The organism is Nocardioides sp. (assembly GCF_036274455.1).
In the GTDB taxonomy this organism is placed as follows: domain Bacteria; phylum Actinomycetota; class Actinomycetes; order Propionibacteriales; family Nocardioidaceae; genus Nocardioides.
Map to the genome: position 1 here is coordinate 20,870 of NZ_DASUFR010000008.1, position 21,032 is coordinate 41,901.

Consider the following 21,032-nt stretch of genomic DNA (forward strand, 5'->3'; position numbering starts at 1 on the left):
CCCGGGCGGTTCAGAGCTCGACCCTGGCCCCGGGGTCGACGGGGAGGAGGAGGTCGGCGAGGCCGGCGGCCGCGAAGGCGTCGCGGAACGTGCCGCCGTCCTGGGTGAAGTGCGCCCAGCCGTCGGTGTGCATCCCGAGGACGCGTGGCCGGCCCAGGAGCTCGGCCGCCCGGGCGGCCTCCTCGCTGGTCAGGGTGAGGTAGCCGTCGACCAGCGGGGTCCGCGCTGCACCGGCGAACAGCACGGCGACGTCGAGGCCGGGGAACCGGCGCGCCACCTCGGTCACGACGTCGAGCGAGGCGTTGTCGCCGCTGACGTAGATCGACGGGCCCCGGTCGGCCGTGAGCACGAACCCGGTGACCGGGCCGGTGAGGTGCTCGGTGCCGTCGGGTCCGTGCTGGGCGGGGACCCCGGTGACGGTCACCGCGCCGACCTGGTGGGTCGTCCACGGCGGGAGCGCCCGCGCCGTGCCGCCGAGCCGCTCGGCGGCGACCTCGGTGGTGAGGGTCAGCGGCACCCCGGCCAGGAACGCTCGCCCGCCGTGGTCGAGGTTGTCGGGGTGCTGGTCGTGCGAGAGCAGGACGGCGTCGACGGCGCCGACCTGGTCGGGGCCCCACGTGGCGTCGGAGGTCTTGCGGAGGGTGCGCGACCCGATGGGGTAGTCCTGGGCGGCGTCGAAGGTCGGGTCCACGAGCAGCCTGACGCCGGCGAGGTCGATGAGGACGGTCGGGCCGTCGAGCGGGACGAGTGAGCTCATGTGGAGCCCGCCTCGGCGGGGGTGCGTGGTCATGTCGTCCTCCTCGGTGCGGACTTATCGCCCAGGTCGGCGGTCAGGTAGCGCTGCAGGGTGGGTCCGACGTGCCGGACCACGTCGTCGCGGCTCAGGTCGGCGACCCCGGGCAGCTTGATCATGTAGCGAGCGATGGCCAGGCCCAGCAGCTGGCTGGACACCAGCCCGGCGCGGGTCCGGGCACCATTGGCGCCGGAGGCACGGGCGATCGCGCGCCGCACCTGGCTGGCGAAGACCTGGCGGACGTGGTCGGCGGCGATCTCGTGGGCCACCGCCGAGCGGACGATGACCGGGAGCGCCTCGTTGCGGTCCTCGCCCTCCCACTGGTCGAGGAAGTGCCTGGCCAGGGCCTCGCCGCGGCTCCGGACCGGGATCTCGCGGAAGTCGGGGAGCCGGAGGTCGACGTCGACGGCGGCCGCGAACAAGGTCTCCTTGTTGGTGAAGTAGCGCACGATCAGCGCCGGGTCGATGCCCGCGTCGGCGGCGATCGCGCGCAGGCTCGTCTGGTCGTAGGCGTGCTCGCCGAACTGTCTGCGCGCCGCCGCCAGGATGGCCGCCCGCGTCCGGTCCGACTTGCGCAGGCCGTCGTCGGTCGTCGCCACAGGTGTCCTGACTCCCTCTCCGGGTCCGATCGGTCCGCCGGGCGGCGCTCAGGCTAGCAATGCGCCCCGGCCCGCTGGGCCCGGATCCTCGGCCCCCACACGAGCAGGGCCGCACCCGCCACACCCCACGCTGCGAGGAGCCACAGCGAGGCAGCGCTCGCGGCCCCGTCGAAGTACTGGACGCTCCGCACCGCCGGGACCGCCTCGCCGGTGGGAAGAGCCATCGTGACGGCCCGGAAGAAGCCGGGCAGGTACGCCGGCCCGACCGCGGCGCCGGTCGCGGGCATCCCGACGACGAGGAAGAGCGCGAACGCCGCGGCGAGCCCGGCCGGGCCGAAGAGACGGTGCAGGGCGAGGGCCGCCGAGGTCATCGCGAAGACGGTCAGGGCGGCGACCGCGCTGACCTGCCAGTAGTGCCCCGTCAGCGTGTCCAGCGCGCCGTCGGCGACGCCGGTGTTGACCAGTCCCACGGCGACGGCGCCGACGAGCGCCGCGGCCAGCCGGACCCGCGGGCCGAGGCCGGCGCGCTCGCCGAGCAGGGTGATGAGCACGGCGAGCACGAGCGCGGGGATCGTGAGGCTCACGACGAGGAGGAACGGCGAGAGGCCGGCGCGGTCGTCGGCGGGCACCGGCGCGACGTCGTGGACGGCGAGGTCCGCGCCGTCGTCGCGCGCTGCGGCGTCGAAGATCGCGGTCAAGGTGCTGGCCTGCATCGCGCCGTTCGCGCCTGCCAGCAGCAGCTCGGGCTGCGGCCCGGGCACGTAGGCGGCGGTCACGTCGCGGTCACGCACCGCCTGCTCCGCATCCTCGCTCGTCTCGTAGAACGTGATGTCGAAGGCGCCCGGGGTGTCCGCCTCGAGGTGTGCCGCGACGACACCGGTCGTGTCGGGGGTGCCCACGAGCGCCAGGTCGAGACCGTGTGGGTGGGGCGCGTGCAGCGCGCCCAGGAAGGTGAACGACGCGAGGCAGCCGAGCGCCGCGGCCGCCAGGACCGCTCGCAGCGGGACTGCCAGGTGCGGGAACCGGGCCATGAGTCCTCCTGGTCGAGAGTGGAAGTCACCAGACGTTGACTTTCGTGGTTCGATGAGAGGCATTGTGCATAAGTCAACGCGTGGTGACAAATGCATATCCAGCGAAGCGAGGGAGGGGGCGCTCGTCTTCGAGCTCGAGGGCGAGCCGGAGCGCGTGTCCTTCTGGGAGCCGGGAGGGGACGTCATCCACTACCAGGCCGCCCACCACCTCGACGACCGTCCGACGATGTTCGTGGCCGTCATGGTGGGGATCCCCGGCGAACCGATGCTGACCCTGGTCGACGACGAGGAGCTGGCCGCGAGGAGGCACCTCCGGGCCCCGCAGCACCCGACCTGGCGGGGCAGCTGGGCGAGCTCCAGCGCTACGGTGGGGCAATGCGATGGTCGAGGAGGCCTCCCCGCAGGTCGCTGGTGACGAGGTGAGCACGGCGCTCACCTCGGCCGTCGCCGCGGACGTGATGGTCCGGGTGCCCAAGGTGCACGGGCCCGGGCTGACCGTGCGCGAGTGCCGGGCCGTGTTCGTCGACGACCACGTCCACATGGTGCTCCTCGTCGACGAGGGCAGGCTGCTCGGCACCCTGGTCCGGGGCGACCTCCCACCCGAGGTTCCCGGGCCGGACGCCGCCCTGCCCCACGCCCGGCTCGCGGGCCGCACGGTGGCGCCGACGACACCGGCCGTGGCGGTGCGTGACGAGATGGTGGCCGCCGGCGCGCGCCGGTGGGCTGTCGTCGACAACGAGGGCAACCTGCTCGGCCTGCTGTGCCTCAAGCACGATCTCGCCGGCTTCTGCAGCGACGCCGACGTCGCCGGCCGGGCTGCCGACCGCGACTGCAGCGCCTGACGACCAGCGTCATCCATGAGAGAACCTGCCAGGTTCCTGCAGGTTTCTTGTCGGTGGTGCGGCGGAGGTCAATAGTCCGATCCGGAGCCCATCGGGGCCCCGGAACGGAGGGGTCATGCGCGTATCCCGAACGTCGGCGGCGCTCGCCGCCGCGGCCGCGTCGGCAGGGCTGGTGCTCGCCGGCGCGCTCACGCCGACCACGGCGGTCGCCGCACAGGGCGGCCACACGGCAGGTGCCGCGGAGGCCCGCACGGAGAAGGTCATCGTCGTCCTCCGCGACCAGCTGACGTCGACGCCGGTGCGCCGCAGCGACATGCAGGCGCGCAGGTCGCAGGCGAAGGCCTCGCAGAACGACGTCCTGGACACGCTCGCCGGACCGAACCCGGCGGACGTGACCCACCTGACCGTCGGGAACGCGTTCATCGCAACCGTGACCGCCTCCCAGGCGGCCGCCCTGGCCGCCGACCCGGCGGTCGCATCGGTGGTGAAGGACTCGAGCATCGCGCTCACGCCCGCGGCCTCCTCGCCGCCCACCGGCGGCGGATCGAGCGCGAGCACGCCGAGCGCGCCGGACACCTACGACAACAACCCGGACGCCATCTGCCCCACAGACCCCGGCAAGCCACTGCTCGAGCCCGAGGCGCTGCACACCATGCACGTCGCGCCGACTGCCAGTGACGCGGGGGCGCAGGCGCTGTCCACCGGCGCGGGCGTCAAGGTCGCCTACATCGCCGACGGCATCGACGTCGACAACCCCGACTTCATCCGGCCCGACGGCTCCCACGTCATCGTCGACTACCAGGACTTCTCCGGCGACGGCCCGAACGCCCCGACCGGCGGCGCCGAGGCGTTCGGCGACGCATCCGCGATCGCGGCCCAGGGCCGCGTGGTCTACGACGTGTCCCAGTTCGTCAACCCGGCACACCCGCTGCCACCCGGCTGCAACATCAGCGTCCTCGGCGTGGCACCGGGCGCGAGCATCGTCGCCATCAAGGCCGGCGGTGAGTTCCTCACCAACAGCTCGATCCTGCAGGCGATCGACTACGCGGTGCGCGTCGACCACGTCAGCGTCATCAACGAGTCGTTCGGACTGAGCGAGTTCCCCGACAGCAGCAGCCGCAACACGATCCAGCTGTTCAACGACCAGGCGGTCGCGGCCGGCGTCACGATCACCGAGTCGACCGGCGACGGGGGAATCACCGGCACGATCGGCAGCGACGCCCAGGACCCGCTGGTCATCTCCGCGGCGGCAACGACCGACAGCCAGCTCTACGCGCAGACCGCCTACGCCGCCTTCCAGTTCGGCAACGGCAAGTGGGCCGACAACAACATCTCGGCGCTGTCCTCGTCGGGCTTCACCAACTTCGGCCGCACGGTGGACGTGGTCGCCCCCGGAGAGTCGGACTGGGCGGTCTGCACCCCGGACCTGTCCCGGTTCGCCGGCTGCACCAACTTCCGTGGCACGGCCAGCCCGATCGAGGCGTTCGGCGGGACGAGCCAGTCCGCGCCGCTCACCGCCGGTGTGGCAGCGCTCGTCATCTCGGCGTACCGGTCCACGCACCACGGTGCCAACCCGACCCCGGCCCTGGTGAAGCAGCTGATCACCGGGACGGCGAGCGACCTCGCGATGCCGTCGGACGAGCAGGGCTCTGGGCTGGTGAACGCCCGGGCCGCGGTCGAGGCCGCGCTCACCTACCAGGGCTCGAGCGGTGCTCCCGCCGGGCTCGCGTCGAACATCGTGACCTCGGAGGACCAGTTCACGCTGGCCGGCAAGCCCGGCACGTCACAGCACCACTCGGTGACGGTGACCAACGTCGGGACGCACCCGGTGACGGTCCACGCCGGGACGCGCGGCTTCGCAACGACCTCGGCGGACTCGCAGACCGTCCCCTTCGACGCCTCCACGCTGCCGACGTTCCCCTATGCGACCAACGGGGCGCCATGGGCGTTCAAGCAGGTGCAGTTCCACGTGCCGAGCGGCACCGACCGACTGCTGACCCGTACGGCGTGGCCCGGATCCGGACCGACGGGGATCGTCCGGGTGAGCCTGTTCGCCCCCGACGGGACCTACCAGGCCAACAGCCGCCCGCAGGGTGGGACGGCGACGGCGAACTACGCGAACGTCGACGTGCGCAAGCCGGCGCCGGGAACCTGGACCGCCGTCCTCTACTCCGTCCAGGCCGGGGGGTTCAAGGGCACCATCTCGTTCTCGTCGACCTACGAGCACGCGGTGTCGGCCGGCAGCGTCTCTCCGGCGAGCTTCACGCTGCAGCCGGGGACGAGCAAGGACGTGAAGTTCTCCTACTCCATGCCGTCGAAGGCGTCCGGCGACCGCTCCGTCGCACTCACCCTCGCGACGTCGGAGGGGCGCCAGACCTCGGTCGCGGCGGTGATCCGCACGATCATCGACACCGCGCACGGCCACGGCGCCTTCAGCGGCGTCGTGACCGGTGGCAACGCACGCGGCGTCACGCCGGGTGAGACCTTCAGCTACCAGTTCGACGTGCCGAAGAAGTGGGACGACCTGCAGGTCTCGACACGGTTCGCCAACAACCCGAACAGCATCGTCGACCTGGTCCTGATCGACCCGAACGGCGAGCTCTCCGACGTCGTCAGCAACGAGACGCTGAACGACACGGTGGACGGGCTGACCCTGACCACGGCCATGCAGTCGTTCACGGCTGACCCGGTCCCGGGCACGTGGCACCTGGTCGTCGTCGTACAGAACCCGGTGAGCGGGACCAGCATCGAGCAGCCGTTCACCGGCCAGGTCACCGACCAGGGCGTCGGCGTGAACCGTCGCCAGCTGCCGGACTCGAACGGCACCAGGCTGGCGGTCGGGGTGCCGGCGACGTACGACCTCAAGGTGACCAACCCGGGCGTGCAGCCGATCTTCATCGGCGTCGACCCTCGGCTGGAGAAGACGGTGACGCTCCGGGCGCTGCCGATCCAGGGGCAGGAGACCTTCGCCCTGCCGCCCGACCCGGCGGCCGAGCCGATCTACAACGCCCCGCCCGACACGCAGAGCCTGACGGTCACGGCCGAGTCGACGACCCCCGCGCAGCTCGAGCTGCAGGGCTCGGCCGCCGGCTTCGATCTCTTCGGTGACCTGACCGCGGCGCAGCAGGGGAGCACGTCGTCGGTGGCGTCGGTGAGCGAGTCCGGCAACGGCAACTACATCAGCCGCGGCGTCTGGTTCACCAACATGCAGCAGATCGGGCCGTTCTCGGACGCGGCGCCCGCGGGCCAGTCCACGCTCTCCGCGTCGATGCGGACCTTCGCCTTCGACCCGGCCGTCACCTCAGAAGCCGGCGACCCCTACGGCAACGCGGTCGACCCCGGCAACGACGGGTTCGGGAACCCGGTGCGGATCGGACCGCACGAGACGCAGACCATCAGCGTCACGATCACCCCGAGCACCGGTGGGCCGGCCTCCGGCATCCTCAACCTGGTCACGGTGCCGAACCTGCCGACCGGTGCGGGTGGGCTGCCGTTCACCAGCACCGGTGAGGTCGTCGCGACCGTCCCCTACAAGTACCGGGCCGGGTGATCGGCTGCGGCGGATGATCGCTTGACCGGTGGTGGGTCGGGACCCGGGCATCACCCGTACTGGGTGACGCCCGGGTGGGGTGCGGGCCGACTAGCGTTTGCCCCACGCGGAGGGGCTCCAAGCGGCGTTCCCCCTTGTGTCGAGCGGACGGAAGGCTCACATGAGCACTGGCGAGACCCTGGTGTTCCTCGCCGTCATCGGCGCCCGGTTCTTCGTCCCGCTCCTGATCCCGCGGTTCCCCCTGCCGGCGATCCTCGCCTGCCTCGTGCTCGACGCCGCGGACCAGTCGATCTTCCAGGCGATGGGCTACGACCCGCCGGGCTACCAGAGCTACGACAAGGCCATGGACGTCTACTACCTGGCGATGGCCTACCTCTCGACCCTGCGCAACTGGGCCAGCCTGCCGGCGTACCGGGTCAGCAGGTTCCTGTACTTCTACCGCCTGGTCGGGGTGGTCGCGTTCGAGCTCAGCCACGTGCGAGCCCTGCTGCTGATCTTCCCGAACACCTTCGAGTACTTCTTCATCGCCTACGAAGGCATCCGCTCGCGCTGGCGGACCACCCGGTGGGGCCTGCGCTGGTGGATCTGGGTGGCTGCCATCATCTGGGTGTTCATCAAGCTGCCGCAGGAGTGGTGGATCCACGTGGCCAAGCTCGACTTCACCGACTTCCTCGCCGACCACGCCTGGGCCGGGCCCACGATCGTGGTCCTCCTGCTCGTCGCCGCGGGCGTGTTCTGGGTGTGGGGACGTCCCCGACTGCTGCCCGCCGACCACCCGTGGCGGTTCGAGGCCGACCCGCTGCCGGAGGCGGTGGACACCGCGCGCGAGCAGGCGCGCCACTACGCCGAGTACGGCGCCGTGTGGTCGATGGCCACCCTCGAGAAGGTCGTCCTCCTGGGCCTGCTCTCGGTGATCTTCGCCCAGACGCTCCCGGGCGTGGACGCGTCGAACGTGCAGCTGTTCATCGGCATCGCCGCCGTGGTCGTGATCAACGCGACGGTGTCGCTGGCCCTGGCCAGGCGCGAGCGGACCATCGAGTCCACGGGGCTGGCCTTCCTCGGACGGATGGTCGGCAACGTCGCGCTGGTCGTGGTCGCGTCGTGGCTGCTGCCGCTCGGCGACGGCAGGATCAGCGTGTCCGCCACGCTGTTCTACCTCGTGCTGATCAGCCTCGTGACGACGCTGCACGAGCGGTGGCTGCCGGTCAACGCCAGCCGGGAGCCCGAGGAGATCACCGCCCAGGACCCTCAGGTTGCCGGCTGACCGCTAGGGGGCCGGTCGCCGGTCCAGCTAGGTGGCGGTCTCACCCGCGTCGGCCGGGGTGTCCGAGGCCGACCCGTCGCCGGGTGGCCCGGCGGCCAGCAGCTCGGTGAGCAGCAGCACGACCGCCACGACGACCACGAACCACAGCGCGGTGTTACCGGTGGGGTGGTCGAGGGAGAGGTACCAGAGCGCGGCGACCGCGACGGTGACCACGCGGATGGCGGTGCGGTACTGGCGCAGGAAGACGCCGAACCGGCCGGTGTTCATCCCCGCCCGCGCCCCGCCATGACGGACGAGGTCGATGCCGCGCGTGAGACCCGCCCTGGCCGTGGCTCCCGAGCCCCGGGGCGAGCTGAGCCAGGCGCCCACGGCCACCGCGAGACCCACGACGAGGACGCCGCGGAGCGCGTACCTGATGAACGAGACGACCTGGTCGTAGAGCGCGCCTGCCGCGGCCGTCGAAGAGTCGGCCGGCAGCGCGTCGAGGTAGAACGGGCGGATCGCGTTGAGCGCGGCGCCCAGCACGACCATCGACACAGCGATCGCAACGCCGGCGGCCAGGACCATCCGGCGGCGGTCGCGCGCGATGACGACCGCGATCGCGACCAGGCCCAGCGCGATCACCGGAAGCCAGGTCGAGAGGTTGTCGATGAGGCCGAGCAGCCGCTGCACCTTGCCGAGGTCGGCGGACTGCAAGATGGTGAACGTCGCGTCGACCTCGGGGATGCGCTCGGCGAGGGCGAAGCCTGCGTCGACGAGCTGGGCCTTGACCGCGTCGATGATCGTCGCGAGGCCGATCGTCACCTGTCCGTCCTCGACGGTGACCGCGTCGCCGTTGCCGGTGAGGGCCGCGACCAGCTGGGAGTGCGCCTCGCGGTTGGCCCGGACCCATGCATCCGCGAAGTTGTCCGACTGCACGAACTCGACGACCTTGTCGTTGACGAAGCTGCGGATCCCCGATGCCAGGGGCCCGACCGCCGCCTGCAGCGTCGCCGCTGCGGCCGGCGGGAGACCCTGCTGGTTGATGGCCTCCACCAGCGCCTCGGTGGCGGCATCGATGTCCAGGTAGCTGAAGATGACCTGCTCGACCCGTGCGGCGACGGCCTTCTGGATGTCGGGGTCGTTGGCCAGGGGTCCCACCGTCTCGAGGTAGCGGTCGGTGTCGTTGATCTGCCCGTTCGCCCAGGTCGCGAGCACCGAGAGGGGCGCCAGGACGGCGGCGACGAGGACCAGGACGCCGGCGACCACCGGCCGCCACCACCCCGCGCGGTCACGCGGCTCGGCCGGGGCCTGCTGCTCCTTCAGCCGGGCGACCTCGGCCCGCAGGCGGGCCAGCTCTTCCTCGCTCGCGTCCGTGGGTTGCCCCGGGGTCTCAGCTCCGCTCACCCGCCCACCATCCGGCAGGGGCCGCGACGACACGTCACCCGGGATGGGTGACGACGAGACGTCGCGGCTCGTCAGACCCGAGCCGGGATCGACTGGTCTGGACCACTCGGTCCCGGACTGTGGAATCACCCCGGGTGAGACGACGGGTGGGTGGGGACACCTCACCCAGACGGGTGGTGCGCTGCTGCCGTCCGACGAGTCGACGGAGGTATGGCATGCGCCTGTCCGTCGCCGCCGCGGAGCCCGCCGAGAGGACGCAGGCCCGCGTCGGCGTACCGTCCGTCCCGGCGTGGGTGCTGCCGCGACCCCGGCTGAACCGGATCCTCGACGACGGCGACCGGCAGCTCACCGTCGTTCGCGCGCCCACCGGGGCCGGCAAGACTTCAGGAGTGGCGGCCTGGGCGGCCGGTCCCTCGTCGCCTTCGGGGCTGGTCTGGCTCGACGTCTCGCGGTCCGGGACGGAGCCCGGCATGGTCTGGCGCCGCCTCCGCCGGGCACTCCGCGACGCGGGCGAGGGCCGTCTCCCGGCGGCACCGGTCGCCCCCGCCGGGAGCCCGGCACGCGTCGAGGCACTCATCGAGCTCGGCGAGGCTCTGGGCCGTGGGGGGTCGCGGACGGTCGTCCTCGATGGGTTCCCCACGGGCGTGACCTCTCAGCTCGGCTCAGAGCTCGAGATCCTGCTCGACCACGCCGGTCCCGCGCTCAAGGTGGTGGTGCTCAGCCGCGGGGAGCCGGCGCTGGACCTCCACCGGCGCTCGGCCGCGGCGGAGCTGGTCCGGGTCACCGACCGGGACCTGGTCATGGACGACACCGAGATCGCGGGCGTCCTCCGCCTGGCGGACGTCGTCGCCAGCCGGCTGGTGGTCGACGCGGTCGCCGACCACACGGCGGGGTGGGCGTGTGGTGTCCGGCGTGCAGCAGTCGAGCTCGCCGGCGCCGCGGACCTGACGAGCGCCATGCTGGAGACGGACGGCGCCATCGAGGACTTCCTGACCCGCGAGGTGCTGACCGGGATGACGCCGGCGGTCCGTCGGCTGCTGGTGTGGACGAGCGTCGTCGACAGCGTGCCGCCGGACCTGGTCGAGGACATGCTGGGCGCCCGGGCCCGTCGCGCACTCGATGAGACCGCAGCGAGGACCGGTCTCATCCAGCAGTCGTCGAGCGGGCACGTCTCATCCCACCCGCTCCTGAGGGCGGCCGCCAGGGCCCAGCTCGCGGTCGAGCGGCCGGCCCGGGCGCGGGCATCGCGCCGGCGCGTCGCGTCCTGGCTCACCGACCACGGCGCGGCCGGCGCCGCGGTCGAGCTGGGCGCGGCCACCCAGGACTGGCCGGCCGTCGCGACGACCCTGGTGCGGGCCCACGTCGTGCCGCGGCTGATGGCCGGGACGGCTGACGACGTCTTCACCCGAGCCGCCGAGCGGTCCGAGGTGCAGGCCGCGGAGCCGCTGGTCCACGCGGCCGTCGCGGTCGCGCGGCGGGACCTGCCCGTGGCCGAGTCGGCGCTGGCGAAGGCACTCGCGGTCGAGACCCCACAGTGGCCGGCGCACCTGCTGGCCGTCGCCTTCCTGCAGCTGGCGATCGCGCGGCTCTCGGGCCGCTCGGTCCCCGACGCCGGCCTGGTGCCTCGGGCCCGTGCGCTGCTGGCACTGTGTGACCTCGCCCCCCCGGCCGGCGATGCCGGCGGGCTGTCGGTCGAGCTCGACGCCCTCGCTGGTGCCGTGTGCGTCGCGACCGGCGAGCTCGAGCAGGCTGCGGCCCACCTGGCTCGTGGCGCGGCCCAGTTGTCGTCCGGCGATGACGCGGCGCTGGACTGCGCGGGTCAGCTCGCGCTGCTGGACGCCTGTCGCGGCAACCTGGATGCGTCCACGCGGCGTGCCGCGTCGGTCCTCTCCGCTGCGGCCGACCCGCTCCAGGCGGGCGTCGCGCACGCGCAGGTGGCCCTGGCATGGGTCCACTCCGAGCGGTGCGAGTCCGCTGAGGCCATGGGGTGGCTGGCCCGGGTGGAGAGGACAGCGGTCGGCCCCCTCGAGCCGTGGCTCTGGCTCGCGGCACAGGTCGTGGAGGCCCGGACGCTCATCGACTCAGGGCGGCCGGACGAGGCATCGAGGCTGGCCGGGTCGTGGACGGCGGCGCTCGCCGAGCGGGACCTGTCGGTGTGGCTGAAGGGCCAGGTGACCTCGGTGGCTGCCGAGGCGCTGCTGGCCTCCGGCGAGTCGCAGCGGGCGCTGGCCCTGGTCACCTCGGGGCTGCCTGCCGGCTCCGCGGAGCGAGCCGTGCTCACGGCGACGGCGCGTCGGGAGATCGGCGACCTTCGCGGTGCGGCCGCTGCGCTCGTCTCGGCCGAGGACGAGCTGCGGAAGGGCCCGAGGGCGACGCACGCCAGGGCCCTGGTGCTGGGAGCGCGGCTGGCCCACGAGCGCGGCGAGCTCGAGCGGTCGGTTCTGTTGGTTGAGCGCGCGCTGCGCGCCACGAGCAGCGACGAGCTGCGCCGACCGCTGGCGGGGGACGGCCTCTGGCTGCAGTGGCTGATGCACAGGGACGGCGCCCGGCTGCGGGAGTTCCTGCCGTTCGTCCAGTCGCTTCCCGGCCTGTCCGTCGCCGAGCCGCGCGGTGCCGGTCCCCGGACCGCGCCGGCGGAGGGTCCCCTCGAACCCCTCACCGAGCGGGAGGCCGAGGTCCTGCGGCTGGTCGCCCAGATGTGCTCGACCGACGAGATCGCTGCCGAGCTCTACGTCTCGCCCAACACCGTGAAGACCCACGTGAAGGGCATCCTGCGCAAGTACGGCGTCAGCCGCCGGGTCGACGCCGTCCGGCTCGGTCGCGAGCTCGGGACCTGCTGACCGGCGTCACGCCCAGCGCTTGGGCAGGTGCCCGGCGTTCAGGCGGTCACGAGCCTCGTGGAAGGCCACGGCCATCAGTGCCGTGGCACCGCGGAAGGTCAGGTAGGCGACCACGACTCCTCCTGCGGCCACAGCCATCTTGCCCCAGGGCAGCGCGGGGACATCGTCCATGCCGGCCTCCTCCACTCGAGACAACCATGACCCCTCGTCGCCCGCCGGGCCTCATCCGTGATGGGTGATCCGGTCACACGGCGAGGCTCACCGGGAAGGTCGAGACCCACGCGAGGGCGGCGACGAGCACGGCGTACGCCGCGACGACCACGCCGAGCCGGAGCCGGCGGCTGCTCATCTTGCCGGCCATCCCCGCGAAGAGCAGGACGATCGTGTAGAGCACCACGGACAGGACGTAGTTGCTGGATCGCTGGATGTTCGTGGCCACCCTGGCGGACGAGGCCTCGGCCTCCGCGTCCAGCCGGGTCGCCTCCTCGCGCTCCGCGACGCGGTAGTCCGCCATGGCGAACGGCGTCTTGGGGGCGGTGTCGTCGACGAGTGGGTCGGTGGCCAGCCACGCGTCGAAGGCGGTCTTGAACTCGGGCCGGAACCGGTCGACGTAGAACGCCTCGAGCTCGGTGTCACCACGGCCCTCGGCCTCGGTCCACGCGATGAAGGTGGCCACGTCGACCTGGGTCTGGGCGGAGGCCAGGCCGGCGGCCCGGGCCGCGCCGATCCGGATCGCGCTGGTGCGGCCGGCCGCCTTGGCCTGCTCGCCGTTCCAGCGGGTGGCCTGGTAGCTGCTCCACGAGGCGGCGACCGCCCCGACCACGAGGAGCACGGTCACGAGGAGCTCGACCATGCCGAGCTGCCTGCGGTCCTCATCGTCAGCGCGGGGTTCCCCGGTCGTCACAGGGCACCTCCAGGCTCACGTCGGCGACCTCGAACTGGGCGTCCATGAGCCGCAGGGTGCGCTCCATCGCGGTCGGGTGCAGCCGCCCGACGCCATGGCCGTGAGGATGGTCGAAGAAGACGACCAGCATGAGGAGCAGGCAGATCACCGTGCTCACGCTGCCCATCAGGAGCGCCTGGGTCCTGGCCCGTTCGGCACGGTCGGCGAAGAACAGCATGTAGACGAAGATGACGACGGAGATCGTGAACAGCACCAGCCACAGCGGCAGCGGGATGATCCCTTCGGCTCCCTGGATCCGGGAGACACGCGCCTGCTGGCGCTCGACCGTCTGGTCCATCCACCGGTCGTAGGCCGACTGCTCGGTGGCTGTCTGGGGGTCGGCGGACTTCATGGTGCGGTACATCGCCGCCCCCCACGGGTTGATCGAGGAGTCGAGCGAGCCGTCCGCCATCGCGTCCCACTCCGGCCCGACGACCCAGCGTGCATAGCACACCAGCTCGCCGTTCAGCTCCGACGCGGTGTCGGCGGGGAGGAACTGCGCGGTCTCGAGCTGCTGGGACACGGTCGTGGCCTCGGTCTCGGCTCCTGACCGCGACTCGTCGTAGGAGGTGAAGGCCAGGAAGATGATGAAGCCGAGGAGGACCGAGAACCCCGTCGCCAGCACCCCGAACACGCCGGAGGCCCGGTCGCCGTCGCTGAAGTAGCTGCCCTCCGGTGCCCGCCTGCGGACTGCGAGCATGACCCCGACCGACACCACGCACGTCGCAACGAGCAGGAGGACCGCCCACAACAGGTTCATGATGAGCCTCCCGCGGATGGGGCGCAGTGGTCGCCCGGCTGGTCGCGGCATTGTCGGCACGCACGCGCAGGCGCCGTCATCACCCGCCGCGGGCGAGGGCGTCACCTTTCATGGGTGATGCGCCGAGCACCCGGGCTCCCACAAGGTCGACGGGTGAGCTCCCCGGCCGACCGCTGGCGACGGCTCTCCACCCGTCGCAAGGTAGGCGCCGCCGCCGCCCTCTTCGTCGCGCTGGTCGTGGTGGCAGCCGCGGTGAGCTACATGGCCAACAGCGACGGCCTCACGCTCATCGACCCAGACGACGCGTTGTGGTCCTACATCTCGGTCTTCGTGCTGATCTTCCTCGACGCGATCATGCCGATCTTTCCGGGCGAGACGACGCTCAACGCGGCTGCGACCCTGGCCGCGCACGGGAAGCTCGACCTCGCGCCGATCATCGTCATGGGTGCCCTGGGCGCGATCCTCGGCGACTCGGCACTCTTCTGGATCGCGAGGGTCTTCTCGGTCAGGCTCGAGCCACAGGTCACCCGGGCCAAGACGAACAAGCAGGTGCGGATGGCCTTCGACCTGATGGACCGGAGCCCCGCCGTCCTCATCATCGGCGGGCGGTACGTGCCGGGCATGCGCTTCGTCGTGAACGCGACGATGGGCCTGTCGGACATCAGGTACCGGCGCTTCCTGGGCTGGTCGGTCATCAGCGGCATCCTGTGGAGCGCCTACACCTCGATCCTGGCCTACGAGATCGGCCTGGCCCTCGGTGACTTCCCGCTGGCGTCGTTCATCATCTCGGGGCTCGTGACCACCGTCGCGATCACGGTCGTCTTCTTCACCGTCCGTCGTCAGCGCAGACGCGAGGCCGCGGCGGAGGCCCCGGAAGCCGGCTGACCGACGCGTTCACAGACGCTCTGCAGCGTCGTCGTCCGGGTCCCGGATCGGACGGACCACCAGCTCGATGACGGTGGTCACGATCGAGATGACGACCGAGCCCAGGATCGCGCTGCCCAGTCCGGCGACGTCGAGCCGCGCGGTGAGTCCTGCGGTCAGCAACAGCAGGACGCCGTTGACGACGAGGGCCGCCCCGCCCACCGTGAGCACCGACAACGGCAGTGCCACGAGGTGGAGCAGCGGACCGAGCACGGCGTTCACCAGGCCGAAGAGGAGCGACAGCGCGAGGTAGGTGAAGAAGCCGCCGTGCACGTCGATGCCGGGCAGCAGCGCGGTTGCCACCCACACCGCGCCCGCCATCACCGACCAGTTCGCGAGCACCCGGAGCAGCATCACGACGTCGTCGCGGTTCAGCCCCGCGTCGGTGTCGCCTTCCGCGTCGAGGGGGAGCTCGACGCCGGGCTCGTGCAACCGGAGCCTCGTCTTGACCAGACGGAAGAACGGCCCCTGCGACGCATCGAACTCGGCACCGATCACCGTGCACGACACGAGCACGACTGCCGCGCCCAGCAGCCAGCCGATCAACGCGATCGTGATGCCGAACAGGCCGAACTCCTGGGTGTACTGCGTCACCAACGGTGCCATGTAGACCGTGGTGGCCAGACCGAAGAGGGACGTGCCCAACGCGGTCGCGCCACCAGCGGCGAGGAGTCGACGCCAGTGCACCTGCCGGTTGAGCAGGAGGTAGGGGATCGACGTCCAGAGCACCAGTCCGGTCGCGATCGAGATCGGCACGATCCACAGCCAGTACAGCGCCAGCGTCCGCACGAACTCCCGCACGGCGACGAGCACGAGCATCTCGGCGAGCAGGGCACACAGTCCGAGCGCCGCGAAGAGCCCGCCCCGGACGCCCGCCTTCTCCTGGTCCCAGGCGGACCGGTACATCGTCTGCAGCCGACGGGTGAAGGAGACGCCGGAGAAGAGGAGGAGGACTGCGCTCGAGACACTGACGCCGCTGGTCGAACCGGCCGGGGTGGCGAAGAGCTCGTGCACCGCCGCTGCGGAGTCGCCGGTGAGCTCGAACTTCCTGATCAGGGCGTCGGCCGCGGCGTTCGACTGGTCGGCGGGTGCCAGCGTGGTGATCAGGATGAGCAGCGGGATGAGCGCGGTGAACGCCTGGGACGAGAGCACGATGCACCGGTCGAGGCCGGCCATCCGCACGAACCGGCCCACGCACCGGCCCACGAAGGACCCCTGGAGCCGTTCGACCAGCTCGGAGACCCCCCGCGTCGGCACCTCGCTCAGCTGGGCCAGCCACGGTCCTCGTATGCGCCGCACCGTCGTCTCCGAAGGCTCAGGGGAGTCCTGCGAGCGCGGGCGTCACGAGACCCTGCTCGTCACCCTCGTCACTCGGGCTTGATGTCCGACCCGTGCACCGTCAGCGCCATGATGATCACGATGTCCAGGGCGATCATGACCAACGACCAGAACGGGTACGCCGCCAGGAACGCGACGTTCGCGAGCAGGCTCAGGGACGCCAGCAGCACGCCCACGACCCGTGCCCACAACTGGCCGGCCATCACGCACAGGCCGGCGACGACCACGATGATCCCCACGACCAGGTGCACCCACCCCCAGGCCGTGAAGTCGAGCTTCACCGCGAGACCCCTGGACGAGACGAGGAAGTACTCGTCCTTGAAGATCGCGACCAGCCCCTGGAACGCGTGCAGCGCCCCCAGGATGACCATGAGCACTCCGGCGAACGCGATCCATCCGACCCACGGCGACGCCCGCGGGTACCGGCTGGGACCGTAGCCACCAGGTGGCGCGTCGTCCACGTACTGCGTCATTGCTCCTCCTCGTCCTGGGGGATGGTGGTCCGACCCTGCTCCCGCACCGGTCGCGCGTACCTCACCCGGAAGGGATGAGGCCGCCACGTCCGGGGTGACCTAGGTTCCGGATCGGCGACGTGTACTCGCGCGCAGACAGGCCGGACGAGGAGGAACCGATGAGCGAGGCTGCTGACCAGTCCGGGGGCATGGACCTGGACCTGATGGGGCCGGTGGACTACCTGGTGGTGGAGTTCCCGGGGAACAGGATGACCGGTGAAGGGCTCCCGCTGCTGGTGGACCTGGTGGAGCGCGGCATCATCCGGATCCTCGACTTCGCCTTCGTGATGAAGGAGGAGGACGGCTCGGTGCACGCGATGGCGATCTCCGACTTCGACGGCGACGGTGCGCTCGACCTGGCGGTCTTCGAGGGAGCGTCCTCCGGGCTGCTCGACGAGGGCGACCTGGGCGAGGCCGGGGGAGTGCTCGAGCCGGGGTCGTCCGCGGGAGTGCTCGTCTACGAGAACGTGTGGGCGGCGCCGTTCGCCCGGGCGGTCAGGCGCGGCGGCGGTCAGCTGGTCGCCAGTGGCCGGATCCCGGTCCAGGCGCTCCTGGCGGCCGCGGAGGCACTCGACGCCGAAGGCGCAGCCGGCTGAGCGAGTTCACCCGGTACGGATGAGGCCCGCCCGGGCGGGACTGCCTAGGTTCTCGACCGGGGCCGGCGGAGGCGCCTCTGTCATGACGCCCAGACACGAGAGGGAGAGACGATGCCAGGACTCATCCGAGGGGTAGCACGCACCGCGGTCGTAGCCGGCACTGCGACGGCGGTGTCGAACCGGGTCTCCCGCCGCCAGGCCGGCCGGTGGGCGGCGCAGGAGCAGCAGGCCTACGACGAGCAGGGCTACCAGCAGCAGCAGGCCTACCAGGAGCCCGCCTACGCACCGCCGCCCGCGGCGGCTCCCGCGGCGGACGTCGACATGGACACCAAGCTGGAGCAGCTCAGGCAGCTCGGAGAGCTCAAGCAGCAGGGCGTGCTGAGCGAGGCCGAGTTCGAGGTCCAGAAGGACCGCATCCTGCACGGCTGAGCGTCCCCGGAGTCCCGAGCCGCGAATGACCAGGGAGTGACATGGGCTGCATCCTCACCTTCTTCACGTTCCTGTTCCCACGCGCCGCCTTCTTCGTGATCTGGATGGCACGGCCCTCGTTGGTGAACGACGCGTTCGACACGTTCCTGATCCCGTTCTTCGGGTTGTTCATCTTCCCCTACACGTGCCTGGTCTACGTCGTCCTGCACGAGCAGGGCGGGGTCTCCGGCGCCGAGTGGATCTGGATCGCCGTTGCCGTCGTCCTCGACGTCGGCAACATGGCGGGTGGCTTCGTGCAGCGCGGGGAATACGCGTCCCGCTACCCACCTCCGTGGGTGAAGGGGTGAGCGGAGCGGGCTGAGCGGTCTCGGCGGACTCAGCGTGGATCCAGGCCGTTTCAGTGCAGCGCGACCTTCAGCAGCGCGACCAGGATCCCGAGCGCTGCACCGGCCGCCGCGCTCGCTATCCGGCCGCCCATGTCCAGGCCTCCCCTCGCGCCCGCCAGGTAGCTGTAGCCGGTCAGCAGGCCGATGGTCACGACCAGCGCGATCCAGGCGGACGTCAGCAGGTCGGCACCCGCGAGGCTGCTCACCACGAGCACGAGCACCGGTGCCACGGACGCGCCGATGATCGGCACGGTCTCCCGCACGGCGTGCCGCAAGGCGATGACCGGGTGGTGCCGGTGGGTCAGCGAGCTGCCCAAGGTGACGGCGTGCAGGTGCGCCAGCCAGTAGACCAGCACCGTCCCCAGGATGGCCGCGCAGAGCTCGGCCGTCGACGCCACGTGGCCCCCGGCGTACGCGATCACCGCGGCACACACGACCGTCCCGGTGATCGTGCCCTCGCCGCCCGAGACCAGGCCCAGGAGGTCGCGGCGGCGCGGCGGCGGGTCGCCGGCCGTCAGCGGGTCGGGTTGCGGATCGGGTGCCGGGTCGGTCATCCAGGACCAGTCCCGGCTCCGGCGGCCGGCACCTCAGCCGCCGCCGAAGGTCTCCAGGAGGATCTCCCTCTCGGTCTCGGTGAGGTTGGTCGAGATCAGCTTGCCGTTGCCGCCGTGGAACCGCTCACCGAGCCGGTCGAGGTTCGCGTTGTCGGTGACGAGGAAGAGTGCGGACGTGCCGGGGGTCACCTCGGTGCGGATCCGCTCGAGGTCCTCCTTGGTGATGCCCGTGCCGTCGGTCGCCTTGGCCAGCGCGCCGATACCGGCTCCGGCCAGCAGGCCCGCCACGGGGATCATGAACAGCGCGCCACCCAGCACGCCCCACAGCGCGCCCCAGGCAGCGCCGCGCTTCCCGCTGTCGTGCTTGTGCTGGAGATCGGGCTTGTCCGCACCCTCCGGCCAGGTGAGCAGGGCGTGGTCCACGATCTCGACCAGCCCCTCCGCCGCAGCGGCCTGCAGCGCCGACTCGGCGTTGCGCGCCCCGTCCGCATCCTCGAACTTCCACACCGTGAACGTCGTCATGTTCGCTCCTTGTTCTTGCTGGGATCTTTCTAGCGCTCTTTGCCCGGCTTGTGGACCGGTCGTGCGCGTGTTCAGGCGCTCGCTGCGGTGAAGGCGGCCAGCGCCGAGGCGGTCTTGAGCTCCTGCGGGGCACCGAGGTCGACGCCGTGGTCAGCCAGGAAGACCTTGGTCTCGGCCGCGACGTGGAAGGCCTGGAGGGGCTCGCACTTCGTCGAGAGCTCGAGGATGCGGCTGCCGTCGGGGAGCATCCACAGCTCGGCGGTCATCGACCGGGAGAAGCCATCGGGGGAGAACTTGCACTTGAGGAGGTGGACCGGGCCCAGCACGCGCAGGTCGGTCATCTGCACCGACGCCGGCATCCGCTCGGCGAGCAGGTCGCGCTGGGTGTCGTCGAGCACGTCGGCCAGGGCGCGCTCGCCGTTCATCAGCGCCCTGACCTTCTTGTCGGACACGTTCGAGGTGAGCGAGGCGGAGCAGGTGAAGCCTGCGGGCGAGGCGTCGAGCTCGACCTTGAAGCCCGCCACCTCGCGCAGCTCCTCCGGCACGTCGGCAGGCAGCATCGGCCGCAGCTTGACCGTCACGTCGCCGGGCTTGCGCTGGGTACGCCGCGCCCGGATGACCACCCCGGCGGCCGACAGGCGCAGCTCGGGGTCGTCGACGAAGGCTGCCTGGCGGATCACCGCGTCGATGGAGTCGATGCCCAGCCCCTTCACCACGGTCCGCTGGTCGGCCTGGGGGACGGTCAGCTTGAGCTCGATCGAGTCCACCCCCGGCAGCGCGGCCAGGAGGCCGGCGAGCTGCTCGGCGTCGTAGGCCGGAAGCGCTCTCTCGGTCATGACCCCTCCTTCTTGGCGATCACCTGGGTGCCGACCTCGCCGTCGACGATCTGCTGGATCTGGGTCAGCGCGCCGATCGCGGCCCGCCCCCCGGTCTGCTCCACGAAGCGGCACGCCGCCTCGACCTTGGGGCCCATCGAGCCCGCCGGGAAGCTCAGCGCGCGCAGCTCCTCGACCGTCACCTCCGCGAGCGGTCGTTGCTGCGGCGTCCCCCAGTCGGCGTAGACGCAGTCGACGTCGGTGGCCATCACGTAGAGGTCGGCGTCGACCTGGCGAGCGAGGAGCTCGCTCGCGAGGTCCTTGTCGATGACCGCCTCGACGCCCACCAGGGTCGTCCTGGCCTCGGGCAGGAACATGGTCGGCACGCCGCCGCCGCCTGCGCAGATGAGCACCGTGCCCTGCTCGAGCAGCCAGCGGATGGGCCTGATCTCGAAGATCGCCTTCGGCTCGGGGGAGGGGACCACCCGCCGCCAGTGGTCGCCGTCGGGCTTGAACACCCAGCCCTTCTCGTTGGTCAGGGCCAGGGCGTCGGACTCGCCGTAGATCGGTCCGACGAACTTCGTCGGGTCCTGGAACGCCGGGTCCTCGGGGTCGACCTCCACCATCGTGAGGATCGTCGCCAGCGGCACGTCCGGAGGCATCGCGTTGCCGAGCTCCTGCTCGAGGACGTAGCCGATCATCCCCTCCGTCTGCGCGCCGAGGATGTCGAGCGGATAGGGGTCGACGTCCTTGTACGCCGCGGCCTGGAGTGCGAGCAGGCCGACCTGGGGGCCGTTGCCGTGCGAGAGCACGACCTGGTGGTCCTTGGCCACCGCGGCCAGCGCGGGAGCGGCGACCCTGACGTTGATGCGCTGGTTCTCCGCCGTCATCGGCTCGCCGCGCTTCAGCAGCGCGTTGCCGCCCAGAGCCACCACGACGCGCATCGGT

Annotated in this window: 22 protein-coding genes; 9 read left to right on the forward strand and 13 right to left on the reverse strand. The window is 71.6% G+C overall.

Annotation, left to right across the window (positions count from 1 at the left end):
* Positions 1-10: 10 nt before the first annotated feature.
* The 3 genes from VFV89_RS00585 to VFV89_RS00595 are packed head-to-tail and all read right to left on the reverse strand — an operon-like array spanning position 11 to position 2,423.
* Complete coding sequence (locus VFV89_RS00585) at positions 11-790, reverse strand: MBL fold metallo-hydrolase (RefSeq protein WP_329703945.1); 780 nt, start codon at positions 788-790, stop codon at positions 11-13.
* Positions 787-1,392, reverse strand: a complete 606-nt coding sequence (locus VFV89_RS00590; protein ID WP_329703946.1) for a TetR family transcriptional regulator — start codon at positions 1,390-1,392, stop codon at positions 787-789. Before VFV89_RS00590 ends, VFV89_RS00585 begins: the two co-directional genes overlap by 4 nt.
* Before the next feature lie 53 nt (positions 1,393-1,445).
* Positions 1,446-2,423 (reverse strand): hypothetical protein, encoded by a 978-nt coding sequence (locus tag VFV89_RS00595; protein ID WP_329703947.1) that lies wholly within the window; start codon positions 2,421-2,423, stop codon positions 1,446-1,448.
* 154 nt (positions 2,424-2,577) lie between these two features.
* Between VFV89_RS00595 and VFV89_RS00600 the strand changes: the two genes are divergently transcribed.
* The 4 genes from VFV89_RS00600 to VFV89_RS00615 all read left to right on the forward strand — a co-directional run bounded on the left by VFV89_RS00600 (position 2,578) and on the right by VFV89_RS00615 (position 8,079).
* Entirely contained in the window at positions 2,578-2,838 is a 261-nt protein-coding gene (locus VFV89_RS00600; protein WP_329703948.1) for a hypothetical protein, read from the forward strand.
* Entirely contained in the window at positions 2,804-3,265 is a 462-nt protein-coding gene (locus tag VFV89_RS00605) for a CBS domain-containing protein (RefSeq protein ID WP_329703949.1), read from the forward strand. The genes VFV89_RS00600 and VFV89_RS00605 overlap by 35 nt, the downstream gene beginning before the upstream one ends.
* 115 nt (positions 3,266-3,380) lie before the next feature.
* Positions 3,381-6,815, forward strand: coding sequence for a S8 family peptidase (locus VFV89_RS00610; protein WP_329703950.1), 3,435 nt, complete (start codon positions 3,381-3,383; stop codon positions 6,813-6,815).
* A gap of 160 nt (positions 6,816-6,975) precedes the next feature.
* A complete protein-coding gene (locus tag VFV89_RS00615) occupies positions 6,976-8,079 on the forward strand; it encodes a hypothetical protein (protein WP_329703951.1) in 1,104 nt (367 codons plus the stop codon).
* A gap of 27 nt (positions 8,080-8,106) precedes the next feature.
* Here the strand turns inward: VFV89_RS00615 and VFV89_RS00620 are convergent, their stop codons facing one another.
* On the reverse strand, positions 8,107-9,465 hold the full coding sequence (locus VFV89_RS00620; protein WP_329703952.1) for a hypothetical protein: 1,359 nt from the start codon (positions 9,463-9,465) through the stop codon (positions 8,107-8,109).
* Positions 9,466-9,680: 215 nt separating this feature from the next.
* Between VFV89_RS00620 and VFV89_RS00625 the strand changes: the two genes are divergently transcribed.
* On the forward strand, positions 9,681-12,305 hold the full coding sequence (locus VFV89_RS00625; protein WP_329703953.1) for a LuxR C-terminal-related transcriptional regulator: 2,625 nt from the start codon (positions 9,681-9,683) through the stop codon (positions 12,303-12,305).
* A 6-nt stretch (positions 12,306-12,311) separates the two neighbouring features.
* On the opposite strand, the gene VFV89_RS00630 is transcribed toward VFV89_RS00625, so the two are convergent.
* From VFV89_RS00630 to VFV89_RS00640, 3 genes are all read right to left on the reverse strand, one after another.
* Entirely contained in the window at positions 12,312-12,476 is a 165-nt protein-coding gene (locus VFV89_RS00630; RefSeq protein WP_329703954.1) for a hypothetical protein, read from the reverse strand.
* A gap of 73 nt (positions 12,477-12,549) precedes the next feature.
* Entirely contained in the window at positions 12,550-13,158 is a 609-nt protein-coding gene (locus VFV89_RS00635) for a hypothetical protein (RefSeq protein WP_329703955.1), read from the reverse strand.
* A gap of 25 nt (positions 13,159-13,183) precedes the next feature.
* Positions 13,184-14,008: a hypothetical protein gene (locus tag VFV89_RS00640; protein WP_329703956.1), complete on the reverse strand. Its 825-nt coding sequence runs from the start codon at positions 14,006-14,008 to the stop codon at positions 13,184-13,186.
* 153 nt (positions 14,009-14,161) lie between these two features.
* Here VFV89_RS00640 and VFV89_RS00645 point away from each other — a divergent pair, with 153 nt between their 5' ends.
* A complete protein-coding gene (locus tag VFV89_RS00645; protein WP_329703957.1) occupies positions 14,162-14,893 on the forward strand; it encodes a DedA family protein in 732 nt (243 codons plus the stop codon).
* Positions 14,894-14,902: 9 nt separating this feature from the next.
* Here VFV89_RS00645 and VFV89_RS00650 read toward each other — a convergent pair whose 3' ends face one another.
* Together VFV89_RS00650 and VFV89_RS00655 are read right to left on the reverse strand one after the other, a co-directional pair.
* Entirely contained in the window at positions 14,903-16,231 is a 1,329-nt protein-coding gene (locus tag VFV89_RS00650) for a YhjD/YihY/BrkB family envelope integrity protein (protein ID WP_329703958.1), read from the reverse strand.
* Between the two features lie 68 nt (positions 16,232-16,299).
* Positions 16,300-16,743: a DUF7144 family membrane protein gene (locus VFV89_RS00655; protein ID WP_329703959.1), complete on the reverse strand. Its 444-nt coding sequence runs from the start codon at positions 16,741-16,743 to the stop codon at positions 16,300-16,302.
* Positions 16,744-16,901: 158 nt separating this feature from the next.
* Between VFV89_RS00655 and VFV89_RS00660 the strand changes: the two genes are divergently transcribed.
* The 3 genes from VFV89_RS00660 (at position 16,902) to VFV89_RS00670 (ending at position 18,154) form a co-directional block, all read left to right on the forward strand.
* The gene (locus VFV89_RS00660) at positions 16,902-17,378 is read left to right on the forward strand and encodes a DUF6325 family protein (protein WP_329703960.1); all 477 of its coding nucleotides are present in this window, start codon (positions 16,902-16,904) and stop codon (positions 17,376-17,378) included.
* A 111-nt stretch (positions 17,379-17,489) separates the two neighbouring features.
* Positions 17,490-17,807: an SHOCT domain-containing protein gene (locus VFV89_RS00665; protein ID WP_329703961.1), complete on the forward strand. Its 318-nt coding sequence runs from the start codon at positions 17,490-17,492 to the stop codon at positions 17,805-17,807.
* A gap of 41 nt (positions 17,808-17,848) precedes the next feature.
* Positions 17,849-18,154 carry a hypothetical protein gene (locus VFV89_RS00670; protein WP_329703962.1) on the forward strand — a complete coding sequence of 102 codons (306 nt, stop codon included), beginning with the start codon at positions 17,849-17,851 and terminating at the stop codon, positions 18,152-18,154.
* Positions 18,155-18,204: 50 nt separating this feature from the next.
* Here the strand turns inward: VFV89_RS00670 and VFV89_RS00675 are convergent, their stop codons facing one another.
* The 4 genes from VFV89_RS00675 to arcC all read right to left on the reverse strand — a co-directional run bounded on the left by VFV89_RS00675 (position 18,205) and on the right by arcC (position 21,028).
* Positions 18,205-18,747: a hypothetical protein gene (locus tag VFV89_RS00675; protein WP_329703963.1), complete on the reverse strand. Its 543-nt coding sequence runs from the start codon at positions 18,745-18,747 to the stop codon at positions 18,205-18,207.
* 33 nt (positions 18,748-18,780) lie between these two features.
* A complete protein-coding gene (locus tag VFV89_RS00680) occupies positions 18,781-19,269 on the reverse strand; it encodes a DUF1269 domain-containing protein (RefSeq protein WP_329703964.1) in 489 nt (162 codons plus the stop codon).
* A 71-nt stretch (positions 19,270-19,340) separates the two neighbouring features.
* On the reverse strand, positions 19,341-20,105 hold the full coding sequence (locus VFV89_RS00685; RefSeq protein WP_329703965.1) for a hypothetical protein: 765 nt from the start codon (positions 20,103-20,105) through the stop codon (positions 19,341-19,343).
* The gene (arcC, locus tag VFV89_RS00690; RefSeq protein WP_329703966.1) at positions 20,102-21,028 is read right to left on the reverse strand and encodes a carbamate kinase; all 927 of its coding nucleotides are present in this window, start codon (positions 21,026-21,028) and stop codon (positions 20,102-20,104) included. Before arcC ends, VFV89_RS00685 begins: the two co-directional genes overlap by 4 nt.
* Between the last annotated feature and the right edge of the window lie 4 nt (positions 21,029-21,032).